Origin of the sequence: Polynucleobacter sp. 80A-SIGWE (assembly GCF_018882295.1) — a bacterium.
Taxonomy (GTDB): Bacteria; Pseudomonadota; Gammaproteobacteria; order Burkholderiales; family Burkholderiaceae; genus Polynucleobacter.
The window spans coordinates 559,887-575,835 of the sequence record NZ_JACVOR010000002.1 but is presented as its reverse complement, the minus strand read 5'-3'; the positions used below and the strand labels follow the sequence as shown (position 1 = coordinate 575,835).

Genomic DNA, 15,949 nt, shown 5'->3' with positions numbered 1-15,949 from the left:
CAGTTTTTAATATTAATGTCTTAATTCTATTCGGTGGCGCCAACTATGGCATCAATTACAGCCTCTACAACGCTATCTAGCGCTACAGCCTTTTGCTCACCGCTGCTACGTAAATCCTTGAGCTGAGCCTCATTTTTAGCCAATTCATCCGGCCCAATAATGACTGCATAGGCTGCCCCGCTCGCATCTGCCTTCTTCATTTGTGACTTAAAGCTGGCGGTTTGGCCATCCGGAGGGCAAAAGAGGACAACATCGATACCGGCGTTACGCAGGCGCTCGGCAATGATCATGGCGGCAGTTAAGGTTTCGCCACCCTGGTGAATGACAAAGGCATCGCACTGAGCTTGCGGCTCTGGCAAGGATCCGGAAACCTTCATCAACTCCAAAACACGTTCCATACCCATGGCCCAACCGCAAGCTGGAGCGGCTTTACCACCCATGCGCTCGATCAAGGGGTCATAACGACCACCACCAGCGATCGTGCCCTGAGCGCCCAACTCTTCGGTAATCCACTCAAAAACAGTCAGGTTGTAATAATCCAAACCACGAACTAACCGGGGGTTGATCTTGCAGGGAATGTTATTTGCCTTGAGCAATGCCTGAACTGCGTCGAAATGCTTGAGTGACTCTTCACCCAAGAAATCCAATAATTTTGGCGCGCCTTCAATCAAATCCTGCATTGCTGGATTTTTAGAATCCAAGATACGCAATGGATTGGTTAGCAAGCGACGTTGGGAATCCTCGTCAAGCTGTTCTTTATTTTTCTCAAAGTACGTTACCAAGGCAGCGCGATGCTCAGCACGCTCAGGAGCCTGCCCTAAAGAATTAATCTCTAGACGCACACCCTTCAAGCCGAGCTCATCCCAAAGACGTTGACCCATCAAAATGATTTCAGCATCAATATCGGGACCAGCAAAGCCCATCGCTTCAATACCAAATTGATGGAACTGGCGATAGCGACCACGTTGTGGGCGCTCATGACGGAACATTGGCCCCGTGTACCAAAGACGCTTTGGCCCTTCATAGAGAAGGTTGTTCTCAACTACAGCACGAACTACGGCAGCAGTACCTTCTGGACGCAATGTCAGTTGCTCACCATTAAGGCGATCCTCAAAGGAATACATTTCTTTTTCAACGATATCGGTTACTTCACCAATGCCGCGTTGAAACACTGCAGTGGCTTCCACAATCGGAGTGCGCAAGAACTCATAGCCATAGGCGCGAGTGAGATCACGCAAGACATGCTCCAAATGTGTCCACTGTGCAGCATCCGCTGGCAAGAGATCATTCATGCCGCGAACGCCATTAATTTTTTGGATCTTTTGTGCTTTAGCTTGATTAGCTTGATTAGCCTGGTCAGTCATGATGTGCGCTTCAGTTCTTCTTTGTCGTTCTTATTTGTTGTTGTTATTTGTTGTTCTGTTTTTGCTTCATTTATTTCGGTGCGTAATTCCGGTTCACGTACTCATCCACAATTACCTGAAACTCTTGAGCAATATTGTCACCACGCAATGTCTTTACTTTGACGCCATCTACAAAGACAGGGGCAGCCGGAGTCTCGCCAGTACCGGGTAATGAGACGCCAATATTAGCGTGCTTACTCTCGCCTGGGCCATTCACGATACAGCCCATGACTGCAACATTCATTGCCTCAACACCAGGGTGGGTTTTTTTCCAGACCGGCATTTGTTGGCGTAGGTATGACTGAATATTTGCAGCCAACTCTTGGAAGGTCGTACTTGTCGTTCTTCCGCAACCAGGGCAAGCAATTACCATCGGTGTGAAATTACGCAATCCCATGGTTTGCAAAATTTCTTGCGCAACAATAATTTCGTTCTCGCGTGGCGCGCCAGGATCAGGCGTTAAAGAAACCCGAATGGTGTCACCAATACCCTCTTGCAACAAGATACCCATTGCTGCTGTTGAAGATACGATACCTTTACTGCCCATGCCTGCCTCTGTAAGACCTAAATGCAATGGGTAATCAGAGCGACGCGAGAGATCGCGATACACAGCTACTAAATCTTGCACATTACTGACTTTGCAAGACAGCAAAATTTGATTGGGGTTCATGCCGAACTCCACAGCCTTTTCTGCAGACTGCAATGCAGACTGAATCAATGCCTCAATCATCACTTCTTGTGCAGTCTTGGGAACAGGCAATGCTGCATTGGCATCCATAATGCTAGCGAGCAAGTCTTGGTCTAAGCTGCCCCAGTTCACACCAATCCGAATCGGCTTGTCATATTTACAAGCGGCTTCGATCATTTGTGCAAATTGCGGATCGCGCTTTGCGCCCTTACCCACATTACCTGGATTGATGCGGTATTTAGATAAAGCTTTGGCACACTCTGGGTAGTCGTTTAATAAAGTGTGGCCGTTGTAATGGAAGTCACCAATCAATGGGACCAAAACATCCATCTTGTCCAACTGCTCACGAATGTATGGAACTGCTTCAGCTGCGGCTGGCGTGTCTACCGTAATACGCACCATCTCTGAACCAGCACGAGCTAACTCTTTAACTTGAATAGCCGTGCCAACCGCATCAGCAGTATCAGTATTGGTCATGGATTGGACGCGAACTGGCGCATCGCCACCAATCGTAATGATGTTCGTTTTCCAGGCAACCGTTGCCTGACGAGTAGCCCTCTTAGGCGATGGGCCTAAAGGCAGCTTTGGAAGATTGTTAGATGAATTACTCATTGGACTTGTATTGTGAAATCAGTCGTCTAATCTTTTGAGCCACTGCACTGGGTGCTCGGCTTGATACTCTTGCTCTTCTTCATCTTCGAGCTCTTGGGCATCACCCTCGAAATCATGCTCTATTTGCTTGTCATGTACTGCGCGCTCACGAACTCTAGTGCGATCTACTACATCACCGGCTAACTGGCCACAGGCAGCAGCAATATCATCACCACGGGTTTTACGAACCGTAGCCACCATGCCAGCGTCTAACAATATGCTGGCGAAGGCATGCACACGTTGCGCTGTTGAGCGCTTCAATCCAGATTCTGGGAATGGATTAAATGGAATGAGATTGATCTTGCACTTGATGTTCGCCAATAGGCGCACCAACTCTTTTGCCTGAATATCAGAGTCATTCACACCATCGAGCATGCAGTATTCAAAGGTTAAGAAATCCCTTGGGGCAAAAGGCAAATACCGTTCGCACGCAGCAAGCAATTCTCTTAAAGGATATTTTTGATTCAACGGAACAAGTTGATCACGCAGTTTGTCATTCGGCGCATGTAATGACACCGCCAACGCTACTGGGCAATCTTGCGCCAAGCGATCAATCATCGGCACAACGCCGGAAGTGGATACAGTCACACGGCGGCGTGATAAACCATAGGCTCTGTCATCGAGCATTAAACGCAAAGCAGTAACGACGTTGTCATAGTTGAGCAAAGGCTCGCCCATGCCCATCAAGACCACATTCGAGATCACGCGACCCGTGTGTTCCCAGCCGGGTGTTGGGTATTTCTCAATACGGCGAACGGCATTCGGATCTGTTCGGAGTAAATGCTCTGCAAACCAGAGTTGGCCAATGATTTCACCAGCGGTGAGATTGCGCGAGAAGCCTTGATGCCCTGTTGAGCAAAAACGGCAATTGACTGCGCAACCAGCCTGGGATGAGATGCACAAAGTGCCACGATCATCTTCAGGAATAAATACAGACTCCACAGCATTACCAGCTCCAACATCTAGCAACCACTTGCGGGTGCCGTCTGCTGCATGCTCATCTTTAATTACCGGGAGGGAAAGGACTTCTGCTTTATCAAGCAGTGTTGCTCGAAAGCTTTTTGCTAAGTCACTCATGTCGTTGATGTCAGAAACACCACGTTGGTGTATCCACTGCATGAGTTGCTTCGCCCTAAAGGGCTTTTCATTCAACCCCGCGACATACGCTGCCATTTGGTCAGCGTCAAAATCTAAGAGATTTACGCGCGGGGAGGTCAATGCGCCTACTTATGTATTAAATAGGTTGTTCGTTAGCAATCGTGAATTAACGATTGAAAACGTTCATGCCAGCGAAGAAGAATGCAACTTCGACAGCAGCAGTTTCAGGAGCATCAGAGCCATGAACAGCGTTTGCATCGATGCTGTCAGCAAAATCAGCACGGATAGTGCCTTTGTCTGCCTTCTTAGGATCAGTAGCACCCATCAAGTCACGGTTCTTAGCAATTGCGCCTTCGCCTTCTAATACCTGAATCATTACAGGACCAGAAATCATGAAGCTCACCAAATCTTTAAAGAAAGGACGTGCAGCGTGCACAGCGTAGAACTGCTCAGCTTCAGCTTGTGACAAATGCGCCATTCTGGACGCAACAATCTTCAAACCAGCAGATTCGAAACGGTCATAGATCTTGCCGATTACGTTTTTTGCAACAGCATCAGGTTTGATAATTGAAAGGGTGCGTTCGATAGCCATGTAAAACTCCAATAGTGATTTCAAAGATTTTGCTGAAATTAGCGCCAATTTGGACCCAGGGTGAACTTCTGCCCTATTTCCTACAACGCGCCAGGAATTCAGCGACCCCCGAATTATACATCGCCTGACCGTATTTACCCTGATCTGGGCGTAGCTAAGCCATTGAATTTACAGGGCATAACCCTTTAACTTGTAGTCCTTTTCATGGGGGGCTTGAAATTAGCCCATTTTGTCTATACTTACTGTCAACAGCCCCTCGTGGGCTCGTGTATCAACTATGAAAAAGGAGTCAATATGAGTGATCTGAACTCTTACGGCTTTGGGCAAACAGGCTCGATTAGCACCCCACAGATACGCAACCGCGTACTTCGCAATACCTACGCCCTTTTGGCGCTCTCAATGGTCCCTACTGTCATTGGCGCATGGCTTGGCGTTGCATTTGGGCTTAACTTCATGGCGAGCAGCCCATTCTTGGGTTTCATCGTCTTTATGGCAATCGCCTTTGGCTTCTTCTGGGCAATTGAGAAAAACAAAGACACCGGAGCTGGTGTTCTGCTGCTTTTAGGCTTCACCTTCTTTATGGGCATCATGATGTCCGGTCTGGTGGGCTACACACTCAATAGCTACAGCAATGGTGCTACCTTAATCATGCTGGCTTTTGGCGGCACTGGTGCAATTTTTGCTGTGATGGCAACCATTGCTACTGTGAGCAAGAGCGATTTCTCAGGCATGGGCAAATGGTTGATGGTTGGCGTACTGCTCTTGATCGTGGCTTCATTAGCCAACATCTGGTTGCAGTTACCTGCTTTGATGTTGACTGTGATGGTGTTGGCAATCGCGATCTTCTCCGCCTTCATCCTGGTTGATGTTCAACGCATCATTAATGGTGGCGAGACCAACTACATCATGGCTACTTTAGCTATCTACCTAGATGTCTATAACGTCTTCACCAACTTGCTCGCACTCTTGGGCATTGTGGGTGGCAATAGAGACTAAGTATTACTTCAAGCTTCAATAGAAAAGGCACCCGCGGGTGCCTTTTTCTTTATCTTGATGCTGACTTCTAAGGTCTTAAGGTCTTTCAAATACCGCCATCGACTCCACATGGGATGTGTGGGGGAACATATTGACGATGCCTGCACTCTTGAGAACATAACCCGCTTGATGGCAAAGAATATCGGTATCTCTTGCTAGGGTCTTTGGGTTGCAAGAGACATACACAATGCGCTGCGGCGGAAGATCACTTCCCTGCTCATGCAATAAGGCTAATGCTTGGCAGATCTCCATGGCGCCTTCACGTGGAGGATCCATCAACCAGCGCTCAGCCCCACCCCATGAGGCAATGGTTTCTGTTGTCACTTCAAACAAATTGCTTTGCATGAAGCTGACTTTATCGGCGAGTTGATTGTGTTCGGCATTAGCTTTAGCTCTGGTGGTCAGGCTTTCCAAGCCCTCGATACCTAATACAGTTTTTGCTCGTCTTGCGAGCGGCAACGTGAAATTGCCAATGCCACAGAACAAGTCGAGCACTCGATCAGTTGCTTGAACCTCTAAGAGGCGAATCGCCCTGCTGACCAATGCGCGGTTCATCATGTGATTCACTTGCGTGAAATCCGCCGGTTTAAATGGCATCTCGATTTCAAACTCGGGTAGGCGATAACAAAGCTTGCCCGTTAATGGATAGAACGGTGCAACAGTTTCAATGCCTTTAGGTTGCAACCACACCCAGACTTGATGGGTATCTGCAAAGTCTCTGAGCAATTGTTCGTCGGCCGGCGTTAAAGGTAGCAGGTTTCTGAAAACCAATGCAGTAACTGGCTTTGATTTTTTAGGGTCATCTGAATTGGGATCCTCAGGTTCGCCTACAGCAATCTCAATTTGCGGCATGCGATCGACAATGGATAAACCCATGACCAATTTACGCATCTCTGGCAATAAATCAGAAACATGCTTAGGCAAAATCTCACAAGTAGTCATGTCAGCAACATAACCACTCTTACCCTCATGAAACCCAATCAGAACGGTACCTTTTTTAATCGAGCGATTAACCGCACTTAAGCGCGCGCGATGACGGTACTCCCAAGCGGGACCACCCATGGGGCGAAGAATTTCTTCAGGGGCGACTTTTGCTATGTGTTTAAGATCGTCTTCAAGCACTCGCTGCTTCATTGCAACCTGCGCCCGTATATCCAAGTGTTGCATGGTGCAACCACCGCAAACCCCAAATGCCTTGCACTTGGGTTCAGCTCGAAATACTGCAGGCTTGAGGATGTCGAGTACCTTAGCTTTGCTGAAGCGGGCTTTGTCACGCGTAATGACATAAGTGACGAGCTCAGTTGGCAATGCCCCTTGAATAAAAATGACCTTGCCGCTTTGACCCTCTGCAGCTTCTTCCTCGTTAGGTGCTAAGCGCGCAATACCTTGGGCATCTAGATCAAGGGAGTCAACTCGTACTGGCTCAGTCACGACGATATGGACCGGCTTTTCACCTCTACGCATCGGGAGCGAAATCCAAGAGATATTCTTGCCACTGCTCGCCATGCGGCTCTTTAGATTCTTTTTCTAAATAGGCTTTAACGAAAGTGATTTCTTCTTTGTACTCTTCTAATGAGAAGCCGCCACGCATCAACTGAAAACGGCAGTACATCAAATAGGTATTGACGACGTCGGTTTCACAATAGCGACGAATCTCATCGATCCTACCTTCTTGATAAGCAGGCCAGACCTGACTGCCATCCATGCCCATCTTGCCCGGGAAACCGCAGAGCTTTGCCAATCCATCTAAAGGTGCATTGGCACGGCCATTAAATTTAGCCAAAAGATCCATCAAATCGAGATGACGCATGTGATAACGACTGATGTAGTTGTTCCACTTGAATTCACGGCTGTCGTTTTCCTGGCTCTCGCCCATCTCCCAGTAGCGCGGTGCTTGTACATGGTTTGCTAAGGCGCGGTAATGCAAAACCGGCAGGTCAAAGCCACTGCCATTCCAAGACACTAACTGGGGGGTATATTTTTCAACGAGCTCAAAGAAGGTCTGAATCAATACCTTCTCATCATCTTGCGCAGTGCCTAAGGTTCCCACTTTTATTTGCGGTGAGCCATCCTTGGTTGTTCTGCGTATGACGCAGGAGATAGCGCAGATACGTTGCAGATAGAGCGGCAAAAACTCACTGCCTGTCTTTTCCGCACGTTCAGCCATCGCTTTAGCAGCGACTTCACTATCAGACAAGGTATCGGGATAATCATTGAGGCGACGCAATCCCGCAACATCAGGAATAGTTTCAATATCGAAGACGAGAACCGTTGCCATACTTAAATCACTAGCAATTTATTGATGGCAATTACTGCAAGTATGGCGTTGGATTTACTGGCTTGCCATTCACACGGAGTTCAAAGTGAAGCTTGACTGAAGTAGCGTCGGTGTCGCCCATCTCTGCAATCTTCTGCCCTTTCTTTACCGCATCACCTTCTTTAACCAGAAGTGTGCGGTTATGGGCATAGGCTGTGAGGTAGGTGTTGTCATGCTTGATGATGACCAGATTGCCATAGCCACGCAAGCTGTTGCCGGCGTAAACCACTTTTCCATCAGAAGCTGCGGTCACAGGATCGCCTAACTTACCAGCGATATCAATACCTTTGTTCTTGTCATTGAACTCTTCAGTTACTTTGCCTTTTGCAGGCCATGACAAACGAATACCAGGCTCAGCAACCATTTCTTTTGAGGCTTCTGGTTTTGGTGTATCCGCCTTGGCAGCATCAACCTTTGGTGCATCTGTTTTTGCAGTATCAATATTAGTTGGCGGCTTAACGGCCGGTTTTACCGCAGACTTAGATCCGGCTGGTGGCTTCACCAATATCAAATCCCCTACTTCAATCTGATTAGGGTTCGACATATTGTTCCACTGCGCCACATCTCGAGGAGATTGACCGTTATCCAATGCAATCCGAGCCAAAGTATCGCCACGTTTCACACGATAGTAACCAGGAGGCGTAGGCTCACTATTTCCACTGGTGCGATCAACAACATTCGCCGGCTTAGCTCTTGGGGTTGTTGAACAACCAGTATTGAGCACCAGGGATGCCACTGCTGCTAGCAATAAGAAGGATTTAGACAAGGTATTCATTGGGTTTTTCATACTACCCCTGATTGTAAGGGTACAAAAAAGACCTCGTCCAGAACGGTTCTTTGGTAGCGCTGGGAGCTCATCCGCTCTACCATGATCAATTGTTGCTCTTTCTCATTCTTGGCAACTGGGGCCACTAGGCGCCCACCAATAGCCAATTGATCTAGCAAGGCATCCGGAATGCCCAAGCCAGCTGCCGCCAGAATGATTCCATCAAATGGGGCAGCTTGAGGCAACCCTAAGATGCCATCACCGTAGATCAGGCGCAGATTTTTAATCCGAAATGGGCGGAGCTTCTCTCTAGCCATATCGTGCAATGGACGAATACGCTCTATGGAATACACCTCATCCGATAGCAAACTGAGAACTGCTGCTTGGTATCCACAGCCGGTACCAATCTCTAATACTTTTCCTAGCGACTGCTTGGGCTTATGCAAGAGCTCGATCATGCGAGCCACTACTGATGGCTTAGAAATCGTTTGTGAATGGCCAATCGGTAAAGCGGTATCTTCGTAAGCCTGAGGGTGCATGCCCGCATCCATGAATGCATGGCGTGGAACAGTAGCAATCGCTTCTAATGTTTTACCGTGTTTAACCCCAGCAGCGAGTACTTTCGCTGCTAAGGCTTGCCGATGACCGGCATTCCGCTCTGCTGCTGGTCTCAACCGCGATCCCAACCATTGGCACGCATAGCGGCTAGACGCGCATGATGGGTTAAATCTAATTGCATTGGTGTGATCGAGATGCAGCCTTCATCAATCGCATGAAAGTCTGTTCCTTCAGAACTATCTTTTGCATGCCCTGCTGCACCAATCCAGTAAATGTCATCGCCACGAGGGCTTTTTTGAACTACTACCGGTTGTGAATGGTGGCGGTTACCCAAGCGAGTCACCCTCCAGCGATACAAATCAGCATAGGGACGATTGGGGATGTTCACATTTAGCAAAGTTGCAGGGCCTTCGCTATGAGCCATCTTAGATACCAGCATTTGCGCCACGATATCGTGCGCTGCTTTTGCAGCATCTTCAATGCGGTTCCAGCCTTTATCAATTTGTGAGAAAGCGATACCGGGAACGCCAAACATCACACCTTCAACTGCTGCGGCAACAGTGCCGGAGTAAAGAGTGTCTTCACCCATGTTCTCGCCCTGATTAATTCCAGAAACTACGAGATCGGGTTTTTCATCCAAGAAACCGGTCATTGCGATATGTACGCAATCCGTTGGGGTGCCATTAATAAATAGGAAGCCATCGCGCTCACCACCAGCTACACGATGAATCGAGAGTGGTCTAGAAAGCGTTAGGGAGTTAGATGCGCCGCTGTGATTTTGCTCTGGAGCAATGACTGTTACACGACCCAATGGGCGAATCGCATTGACCAAGGCCAAAAGACCAGGAGCAAGATAGCCATCATCATTCGAAATCAGAATATGTGGCTGCTTTGTATTTTCACTCATGAATTTCAATGCTTTCCTAGTAGCCCTAGGCTTTTGCCATTTGGGTTAATGTGCGACCTCTGAACCATCCATATATTACTGGCAACACCAAGAGAGTCAAAATAGTCGTTGTCACCATGCCACCCACAATCACCAAAGCCAGAGGACGTTGAGCCTCAGAGCCAATCGAGTGAGATAAAGCAGCTGGTAAGAGTCCTAAACCAGAAAGCGCGGCCGTCATGAGTACTGGGCGAACACGCAAAGAAGCCCCTTCTACCATCACGTCTTTCATCTCGCCATGCTCGGTAGCGGCGGTCTTATTGATAAAGGAGATCAGAATCACGCCATCCTGAATCGCAATACCAAATAAGGATAAGAATCCAAAGAAAGCTGAAATACTCAAAGTCTCGCCTGCAAGATGCAATGCAATCACGCCACCAATGGCAGCAAATGGCACATTGATCATCACAATCACCGCGTCACGGAAATTACCAAAAGCGCTAACCAACAATAAGAAGATGCCCAGCAATGCTAATGGCACGATCAACATCAACTTCTTCTGCGCTTGCTTCATTTGATTGAATTGACCATCCCAACTAATTGAGTAGTTTGGTGGCAAGGTGATATTTTTCTCAACCAAGAATTGCGCATCCTCTACCGCGCTACCTAAGTCACGGTTACGCACACTGAACTTAATAGCGATGTAGCGCTTACCTGCTTCACGATAGATAAAGAATGGACCATCCGACAATTGAACCGTGGCAACCATCGATAAAGGAATGGATGGCCCGCTAGATGAATCCACCAAAAGATGGCCAATATCAGCAATATCGTTGCGACTGCCTTCATTCAAACGAATAGCAATACCGAAAGTCTTTTCATCTTCGAGGAGATTGGTCACGGCTGCGCCACCAATCGCATTGGCAACTACCGTCTGAATATCAGTAACGTTAATACCGTAACGCGCTGCACGTTCACGATCAATCTGAATATTTAAGGTTGGCTGACCTAACTCTTTAAGAATGCCCTCGTCAGCTACACCGCGTACTTTTTTGAGTTGATCAATCACCTCATGGGCTTTTTGATCCAAAACCTCTAGGTCGGTGCCGTAAATCTTGACGGAGTTCTCACCCTTAACACCAGAGAGCGCTTCGTTTACGTTATCCTGAATGTATTGCGAGAAGCTATAGGTAACACCCGGAATTTTATTAAGCTCTGTTTCAAGATGGGTAATGAGATCTTTCTTGCTAGAGCCGCTTGGCATCTTTTCAGGGCTCTTTAGGTAGAGGCCATATTCTTGGTTAAATACGCCAGTCGAATCCGTACCATCATCGGGACGACCAATCTGGGCCGCCACTTTTTCAATTTCGGGTTGCTTTAAGAAGGTCTCGCGCAACTGATTAGCCACCTTGACGGAGTAATCCAAGTCCACGGTATTAGGCAAAGTCACACGCAACCAAATATTGTTTTCTTCTAGCGTAGGCAAGAAGGCCGTTCCCAAACGGGTAATGCTTAATAAGGTGAGGCCCAATACGAATACCGCTACTGACACCACGGTTAATGGACGATCCATCCACTTTCTAAGTAAAGGCTTATAGCCATCTAGGAGTCTAGTGATAAATCCAGGTGGCTTGTGATGCAAGTTCTCACCAAATACCAAAGAGATCATGGCTGGCAAGAAAGTTAAGCTGAGAATCATGGCGGCAATCAAAGCAAAGCCCATCGTGAATGCCATTGGCTTAAAGATGATGCCCTCTACTCCACCCATAAAGAACAATGGGGAGTAGGCAACAATAATGATGCCGGTTGAGTAAATCATGGCGCGCTGCACTTCACTGGTCGCCAAGATAATGCTTTGGTTGAGACGCTTGCCACCTTCTTCCAAGTGACGCATGACGTTCTCCGTCAGAATCACGGCCGAGTCAACGATCACACCAAAGTCAATCGCGCCAAGAGAAATCAAATTGGCAGGCACGCTCCATAGATGCATCTGAATAAATGAGACACATAGCGCTAACGGAATAACTGCCGCTACTACTGCTGCTGCACGCAAATTACCTAAGAAGAAAAACAGTACCGCGAGAACCAAAGAGATACCAAAGAACAAGGTGTGCTTCACAGTGCCGATGGTGATGTCTAAGAGTACTTGGCGGTCATAGAACGGCACGACTTCTATTCCGGGCGGGAGTACTTGTTTGTTGATGTTTTCAACAGTATTGCGAACACGGGCTAAAACTTCAGTGGCATTCTCGCCACGGCGTAAATAAACGATACCTTCAACAGAGTCTGGGTTCTCATTGAACTGGAACATACCCAAACGCGGTGCATTACCAATCTCTACTCGGGCAACGTCACCGATTCGGATTGGCACTCCATTGTGAATGGAGATCACTACCCGCTTAATGTCATCAATATTTCTAAGGAGACCAACCCCACGGACTACAAATTGCTGCTCACCACTTGGCAAGAGCCCGCCGCCGGTATTGCTATTGGCATTCGTCAAAGCTGCAATCAGCTCATTAACGGTAACGCCCTTCGATTGCAGGCTCTCTGGGCTGACGATCACCTGGTACTGGCGAACCTTGCCACCGAATGAAGAAACATCAGCTACGCCAGGGGTTTGCTTGAGCTCTTTATAGATCTCGTAGTTCTGTAGCGTCTTTAATTGAGTGGATGAAGCGTAATCCGACTTCACCTCATAACGCATGATCTCGCCAGTCGCATCAGAGTCTGGACTGATACTGGAAGTGACTCCAGTTGGGAAGCTCACATTGGCAAGACTGGTGATAAATGTTTGGCGTGCTTTAAATGGATCTGTTGTGTCATTGAACTTCAAGGTGACAACAGACAAGCCAAATAAAGATACTGAGCGGAAGGCCTGAAGACCTGGAATGCCAGCCAACGCATTCTCTACTGGAATGGTGACTTGCTGCTCTACCTCAGTAGTACTTCTTCCCGGCCATTGTGAAATCGCCTGAATCGTTAATGGTGCTACGCCTGGGTAAGGCTGAATTGGAAGCTTAGAAAGGCTAAACATTCCCAACCCAAGGAGCACGATTGAGCCAACGATAACCAATACCCGTTTCTCAAGTACACCTCGAATAAAGGAAGTAAATGCGCTCACTTAGTCTTCCTGCTTCGCAAATCGATCATTTAACAAGACTGCGCCTTCAGCCAAGATACGTGAACCCGGCTCAACACCTTCGGTAATGGCAAAAGCTTTGCTATTGAGGTCATAGCCTTTAACAGGCAAGCGACGATATACCTCATCACCCACCTTCACGATGACATAGCGCATCTCACGAATACGTACTACTGCCGTTTGTGGAACAACAATTGCATCCGCCATGCCGGTAGTTAACTTGGCAGAAGCATACATATCTGGACGCAGGAGATCGTCGCTGTTCTCAATATCCGCACGAATCAATAAAGCACGTGTTTGCGGATCAATGGTTGGGGCAAGGTAATTCGCGTAAGCCACAAATTCTTTGTCAGGATAAGCTTCTACGTGTAGAACTAGTTTTTGACCTGGCTTGATTAGGCGGAAATCTTGCTCAAATACATTACCTAAGAACCAGAGTTGTTTTGGGTCAGCCAAGGTAGCAATCACATCACCCGAATTTAGCGTTGAACCAGGCTCAACATTACGCTTCACTACTACCCCCTTGAGTGGGGAACGCATCACTAAATTGTTTTGGGTTTTGCCAGTCGTTTCAATTGCTTTGATATCACCATCGCCAGCACCAAGATTACGCATGCGGTTTGCGGCCGCTTGCTGGGTAATGCGAGCGTCGCCCAGCAAGTCGCTCATGGTCTTATTGGACTCTAGTACTTTCGCCATTTTTGAGGACAGCAAATACTCTTGCTGTGCTGAAACAAATTCAGGGCTATAGAGTTCGACGATTGGGGAGCCGATATTGACCTCAGCACCATCGAATGCATAGATGCGCTCTACCCGCCCTGGTGCGCGCGCAGAAAGAACCTTAGACTTTTCTGCATTAAACGCTAAACGACCTGGTACTTTGATATCAACCGGTACTTGGACTTTTTCTGCAGTTTGGAAGATGTAAATTTCTGGGTTGAGCTTGATGCCAGGAAGTTTTAATTCCAAGATGCCACTCTTCTCTACTTTTAATGCTTTATCAGAAGCTTCGATTTTGACGTTACGGTTCACATTGGTAATACGACCAACAACGATACCTACTGAAAGAATGGCAAAAGCAAAAGCAGCCAAGCGAACGCGATGACGATTTTGTGGGCTGAGATTCCAGTACAGGCCAGCAACGCTAGCAAGGGCTACATGTAGTCTGTGGCCACCAAAATGCAATGCCTTATCAGTGATAGGCTTTGCTTTATCAGCAAGCTGCTTTAAAAAAGAAAGAATTTTGTCTTTCAACACTGCTCCTTAAAAAGGTTCTTTGCCAGATGTCACTAGCAACACTGCTTGCGCTTGGAGGAGATTACTCTCAGCTTGCGCCAATTGAACTTCAAGATTGCGCAATTGGGTTTGCGCTGTCAGCAAATCGTTAAATCCCTGACCATTATTTGAGTACTGTGTGAGACCAACCTTATAAGCAGCGTCTGCTTGTGGTACTTGGCGATCTTTTAGAAATTGCGTTTGATTCTTTGCTTGCTCATAGGAGGCATAGGCACTATTAACTGCCAACACAATCTGCTGACGATTGGAGATATTGCCCGCCTCTGCGGCTGCTTGATTGCGCTGCGCCTGCTCCACTCCATACTTTTCTTTGGTAAAGAAATATAGTGGAATGATGAGATCTAACTCAAACTGGTAGTACATGGCGCCATTGTTAGCCGAGAATGGGCCACGCGGAGTAAATGAAGAGCCAATGACTTGGAAGTCGGGCAAATAAGCCTTCTTCGCTAGATCTACGCCTTTACGAGCAGCCTCTAGCTGTAATGCCGAACTCTTTAATGAGGGGTGACTGGTTTCAGCATAGTCTTCCAATTCAATTAAGGTTGGGACGCTATTCATAGCGCGGCGTACATCCCCACGCAGTACAAGCTTTTCTCTAGAGTGGCGACCGACCAAAGTATTGATGTTATTGAGAGCGACCGATAGCTGACGCTCCACATTAAATTGATCTGCTTGCGCTGCACTTTGCGCTACTTGGGCATTCAGATACTCAACGTAAGCAGCGGTATTGTTTGCATAACGCGCTTTAGCCACGTTCTTAATCATCTCCAAACGCAAGACAGATTCCTTAAGAACCTGTAACTGCTTTTGTGATGCCAGAGCGTTGTAATACAAAGTGGATAGTTGAGCGCCTAGTTGTAAGTAAGTAGATTCGCTTTGCGCTAAGAGCGCCTCAGCATTGGTATTGGCAATATCGGATGCCAAACTCTTCTTACCCGGAAACTGAAACGGTTGCGCAATCGAAATCGAGTTATTACTACTAATTCCACCGCCACCAGGATTTGATGGGCTTGGCGCATTCGCACCACCCAATGCAAATGGTGAATTAACTGGCATACCCGACCATACCAAGCCGACCTGCGGATTAGCTGGGGCATTGATCTGTGGAACAGTTGCTTTTGCAGAGAGATATGACTCACGCAATGAAGACAACTGCGGGTTGTTTAATTTAAGTTCAGTCCAGAGCTGACGCAAATCCATTTCAGCGGGGCCTGATGGCGCACCCTTGGTGTAGATCTTGGGTGTATCGCTCTTAGTGACCGGCGCAAACAAGGATGCGGCATTAGCAGGATTGGCAGTTTCGTTACTTACAACTGGCGGCGCCGATAACGAATCCTTGGATTCATTCGTTTGAACTGTAACGCTAGCCGGAATGGAGGTATTTGACTGTGCAAATACTGTGGAGTTAAAAAACAGAGAGGCGACAGCACAGGCAACCCACTTTATGGGGCTTGCAGTAGCAATAACAAATGCGTTTGTTTTTAAATGGCCGTGAATCAAATCGGCTGCCTCTAAAT

General features: G+C 47.6%; 12 protein-coding genes and 1 pseudogene. 1 reads left to right on the top strand and 12 read right to left on the bottom strand.

The window, feature by feature from the left end:
• Window positions 1-26 precede the first annotated feature (26 nt).
• The 4 genes from hisS to ndk all read right to left on the bottom strand — a co-directional run bounded on the left by hisS (window position 27) and on the right by ndk (window position 4,432).
• Window positions 27-1,364, bottom strand: coding sequence for a histidine--tRNA ligase (gene hisS, locus ICN25_RS07745; RefSeq protein ID WP_216180995.1), 1,338 nt, complete (start codon window positions 1,362-1,364; stop codon window positions 27-29).
• Between the two features lie 70 nt (window positions 1,365-1,434).
• Entirely contained in the window at window positions 1,435-2,703 is a 1,269-nt protein-coding gene (ispG, locus tag ICN25_RS07740) for a flavodoxin-dependent (E)-4-hydroxy-3-methylbut-2-enyl-diphosphate synthase (RefSeq protein ID WP_216180991.1), read from the bottom strand.
• Between the two features lie 18 nt (window positions 2,704-2,721).
• Window positions 2,722-3,915 (bottom strand): 23S rRNA (adenine(2503)-C(2))-methyltransferase RlmN, encoded by a 1,194-nt coding sequence (gene rlmN / locus ICN25_RS07735; protein ID WP_216182223.1) that lies wholly within the window; start codon window positions 3,913-3,915, stop codon window positions 2,722-2,724.
• A gap of 91 nt (window positions 3,916-4,006) precedes the next feature.
• The gene (ndk, locus tag ICN25_RS07730) at window positions 4,007-4,432 is read right to left on the bottom strand and encodes a nucleoside-diphosphate kinase (RefSeq protein WP_046330292.1); all 426 of its coding nucleotides are present in this window, start codon (window positions 4,430-4,432) and stop codon (window positions 4,007-4,009) included.
• Between the two features lie 294 nt (window positions 4,433-4,726).
• Between ndk and ICN25_RS07725 the strand changes: the two genes are divergently transcribed.
• Window positions 4,727-5,428, top strand: coding sequence for a Bax inhibitor-1 family protein (locus tag ICN25_RS07725; protein WP_216180986.1), 702 nt, complete (start codon window positions 4,727-4,729; stop codon window positions 5,426-5,428).
• 75 nt (window positions 5,429-5,503) lie between these two features.
• Here ICN25_RS07725 and rlmD read toward each other — a convergent pair whose 3' ends face one another.
• The 8 genes and pseudogenes from rlmD to ICN25_RS07685 all read right to left on the bottom strand — a co-directional run bounded on the left by rlmD (window position 5,504) and on the right by ICN25_RS07685 (window position 15,932).
• On the bottom strand, window positions 5,504-6,931 hold the full coding sequence (rlmD, locus tag ICN25_RS07720) for a 23S rRNA (uracil(1939)-C(5))-methyltransferase RlmD (RefSeq protein ID WP_216182205.1): 1,428 nt from the start codon (window positions 6,929-6,931) through the stop codon (window positions 5,504-5,506).
• Complete coding sequence (locus tag ICN25_RS07715; RefSeq protein ID WP_215333318.1) at window positions 6,924-7,745, bottom strand: 3'-5' exonuclease; 822 nt, start codon at window positions 7,743-7,745, stop codon at window positions 6,924-6,926. Before ICN25_RS07715 ends, rlmD begins: the two co-directional genes overlap by 8 nt.
• Window positions 7,746-7,776: 31 nt before the next feature.
• On the bottom strand, window positions 7,777-8,571 hold the full coding sequence (locus ICN25_RS07710) for a peptidoglycan DD-metalloendopeptidase family protein (RefSeq protein ID WP_216180962.1): 795 nt from the start codon (window positions 8,569-8,571) through the stop codon (window positions 7,777-7,779).
• Window positions 8,568-9,191 (bottom strand): annotated as a pseudogene (locus ICN25_RS07705) (protein-L-isoaspartate(D-aspartate) O-methyltransferase); the annotation flags it as partial. The gene ICN25_RS07710 and the pseudogene ICN25_RS07705, both read right to left, overlap by 4 nt.
• A 29-nt stretch (window positions 9,192-9,220) precedes the next feature.
• A complete protein-coding gene (gene surE, locus ICN25_RS07700) occupies window positions 9,221-10,015 on the bottom strand; it encodes a 5'/3'-nucleotidase SurE (RefSeq protein ID WP_216180959.1) in 795 nt (264 codons plus the stop codon).
• Window positions 10,016-10,040: 25 nt separating this feature from the next.
• Complete coding sequence (locus ICN25_RS07695; protein WP_216180956.1) at window positions 10,041-13,118, bottom strand: CusA/CzcA family heavy metal efflux RND transporter; 3,078 nt, start codon at window positions 13,116-13,118, stop codon at window positions 10,041-10,043.
• Entirely contained in the window at window positions 13,119-14,393 is a 1,275-nt protein-coding gene (locus ICN25_RS07690) for an efflux RND transporter periplasmic adaptor subunit (RefSeq protein WP_370624714.1), read from the bottom strand. It lies immediately after the preceding gene.
• Window positions 14,394-14,399: 6 nt separating this feature from the next.
• Window positions 14,400-15,932: a TolC family protein gene (locus ICN25_RS07685; RefSeq protein ID WP_216862892.1), complete on the bottom strand. Its 1,533-nt coding sequence runs from the start codon at window positions 15,930-15,932 to the stop codon at window positions 14,400-14,402.
• Window positions 15,933-15,949: the final 17 nt, after the last annotated feature.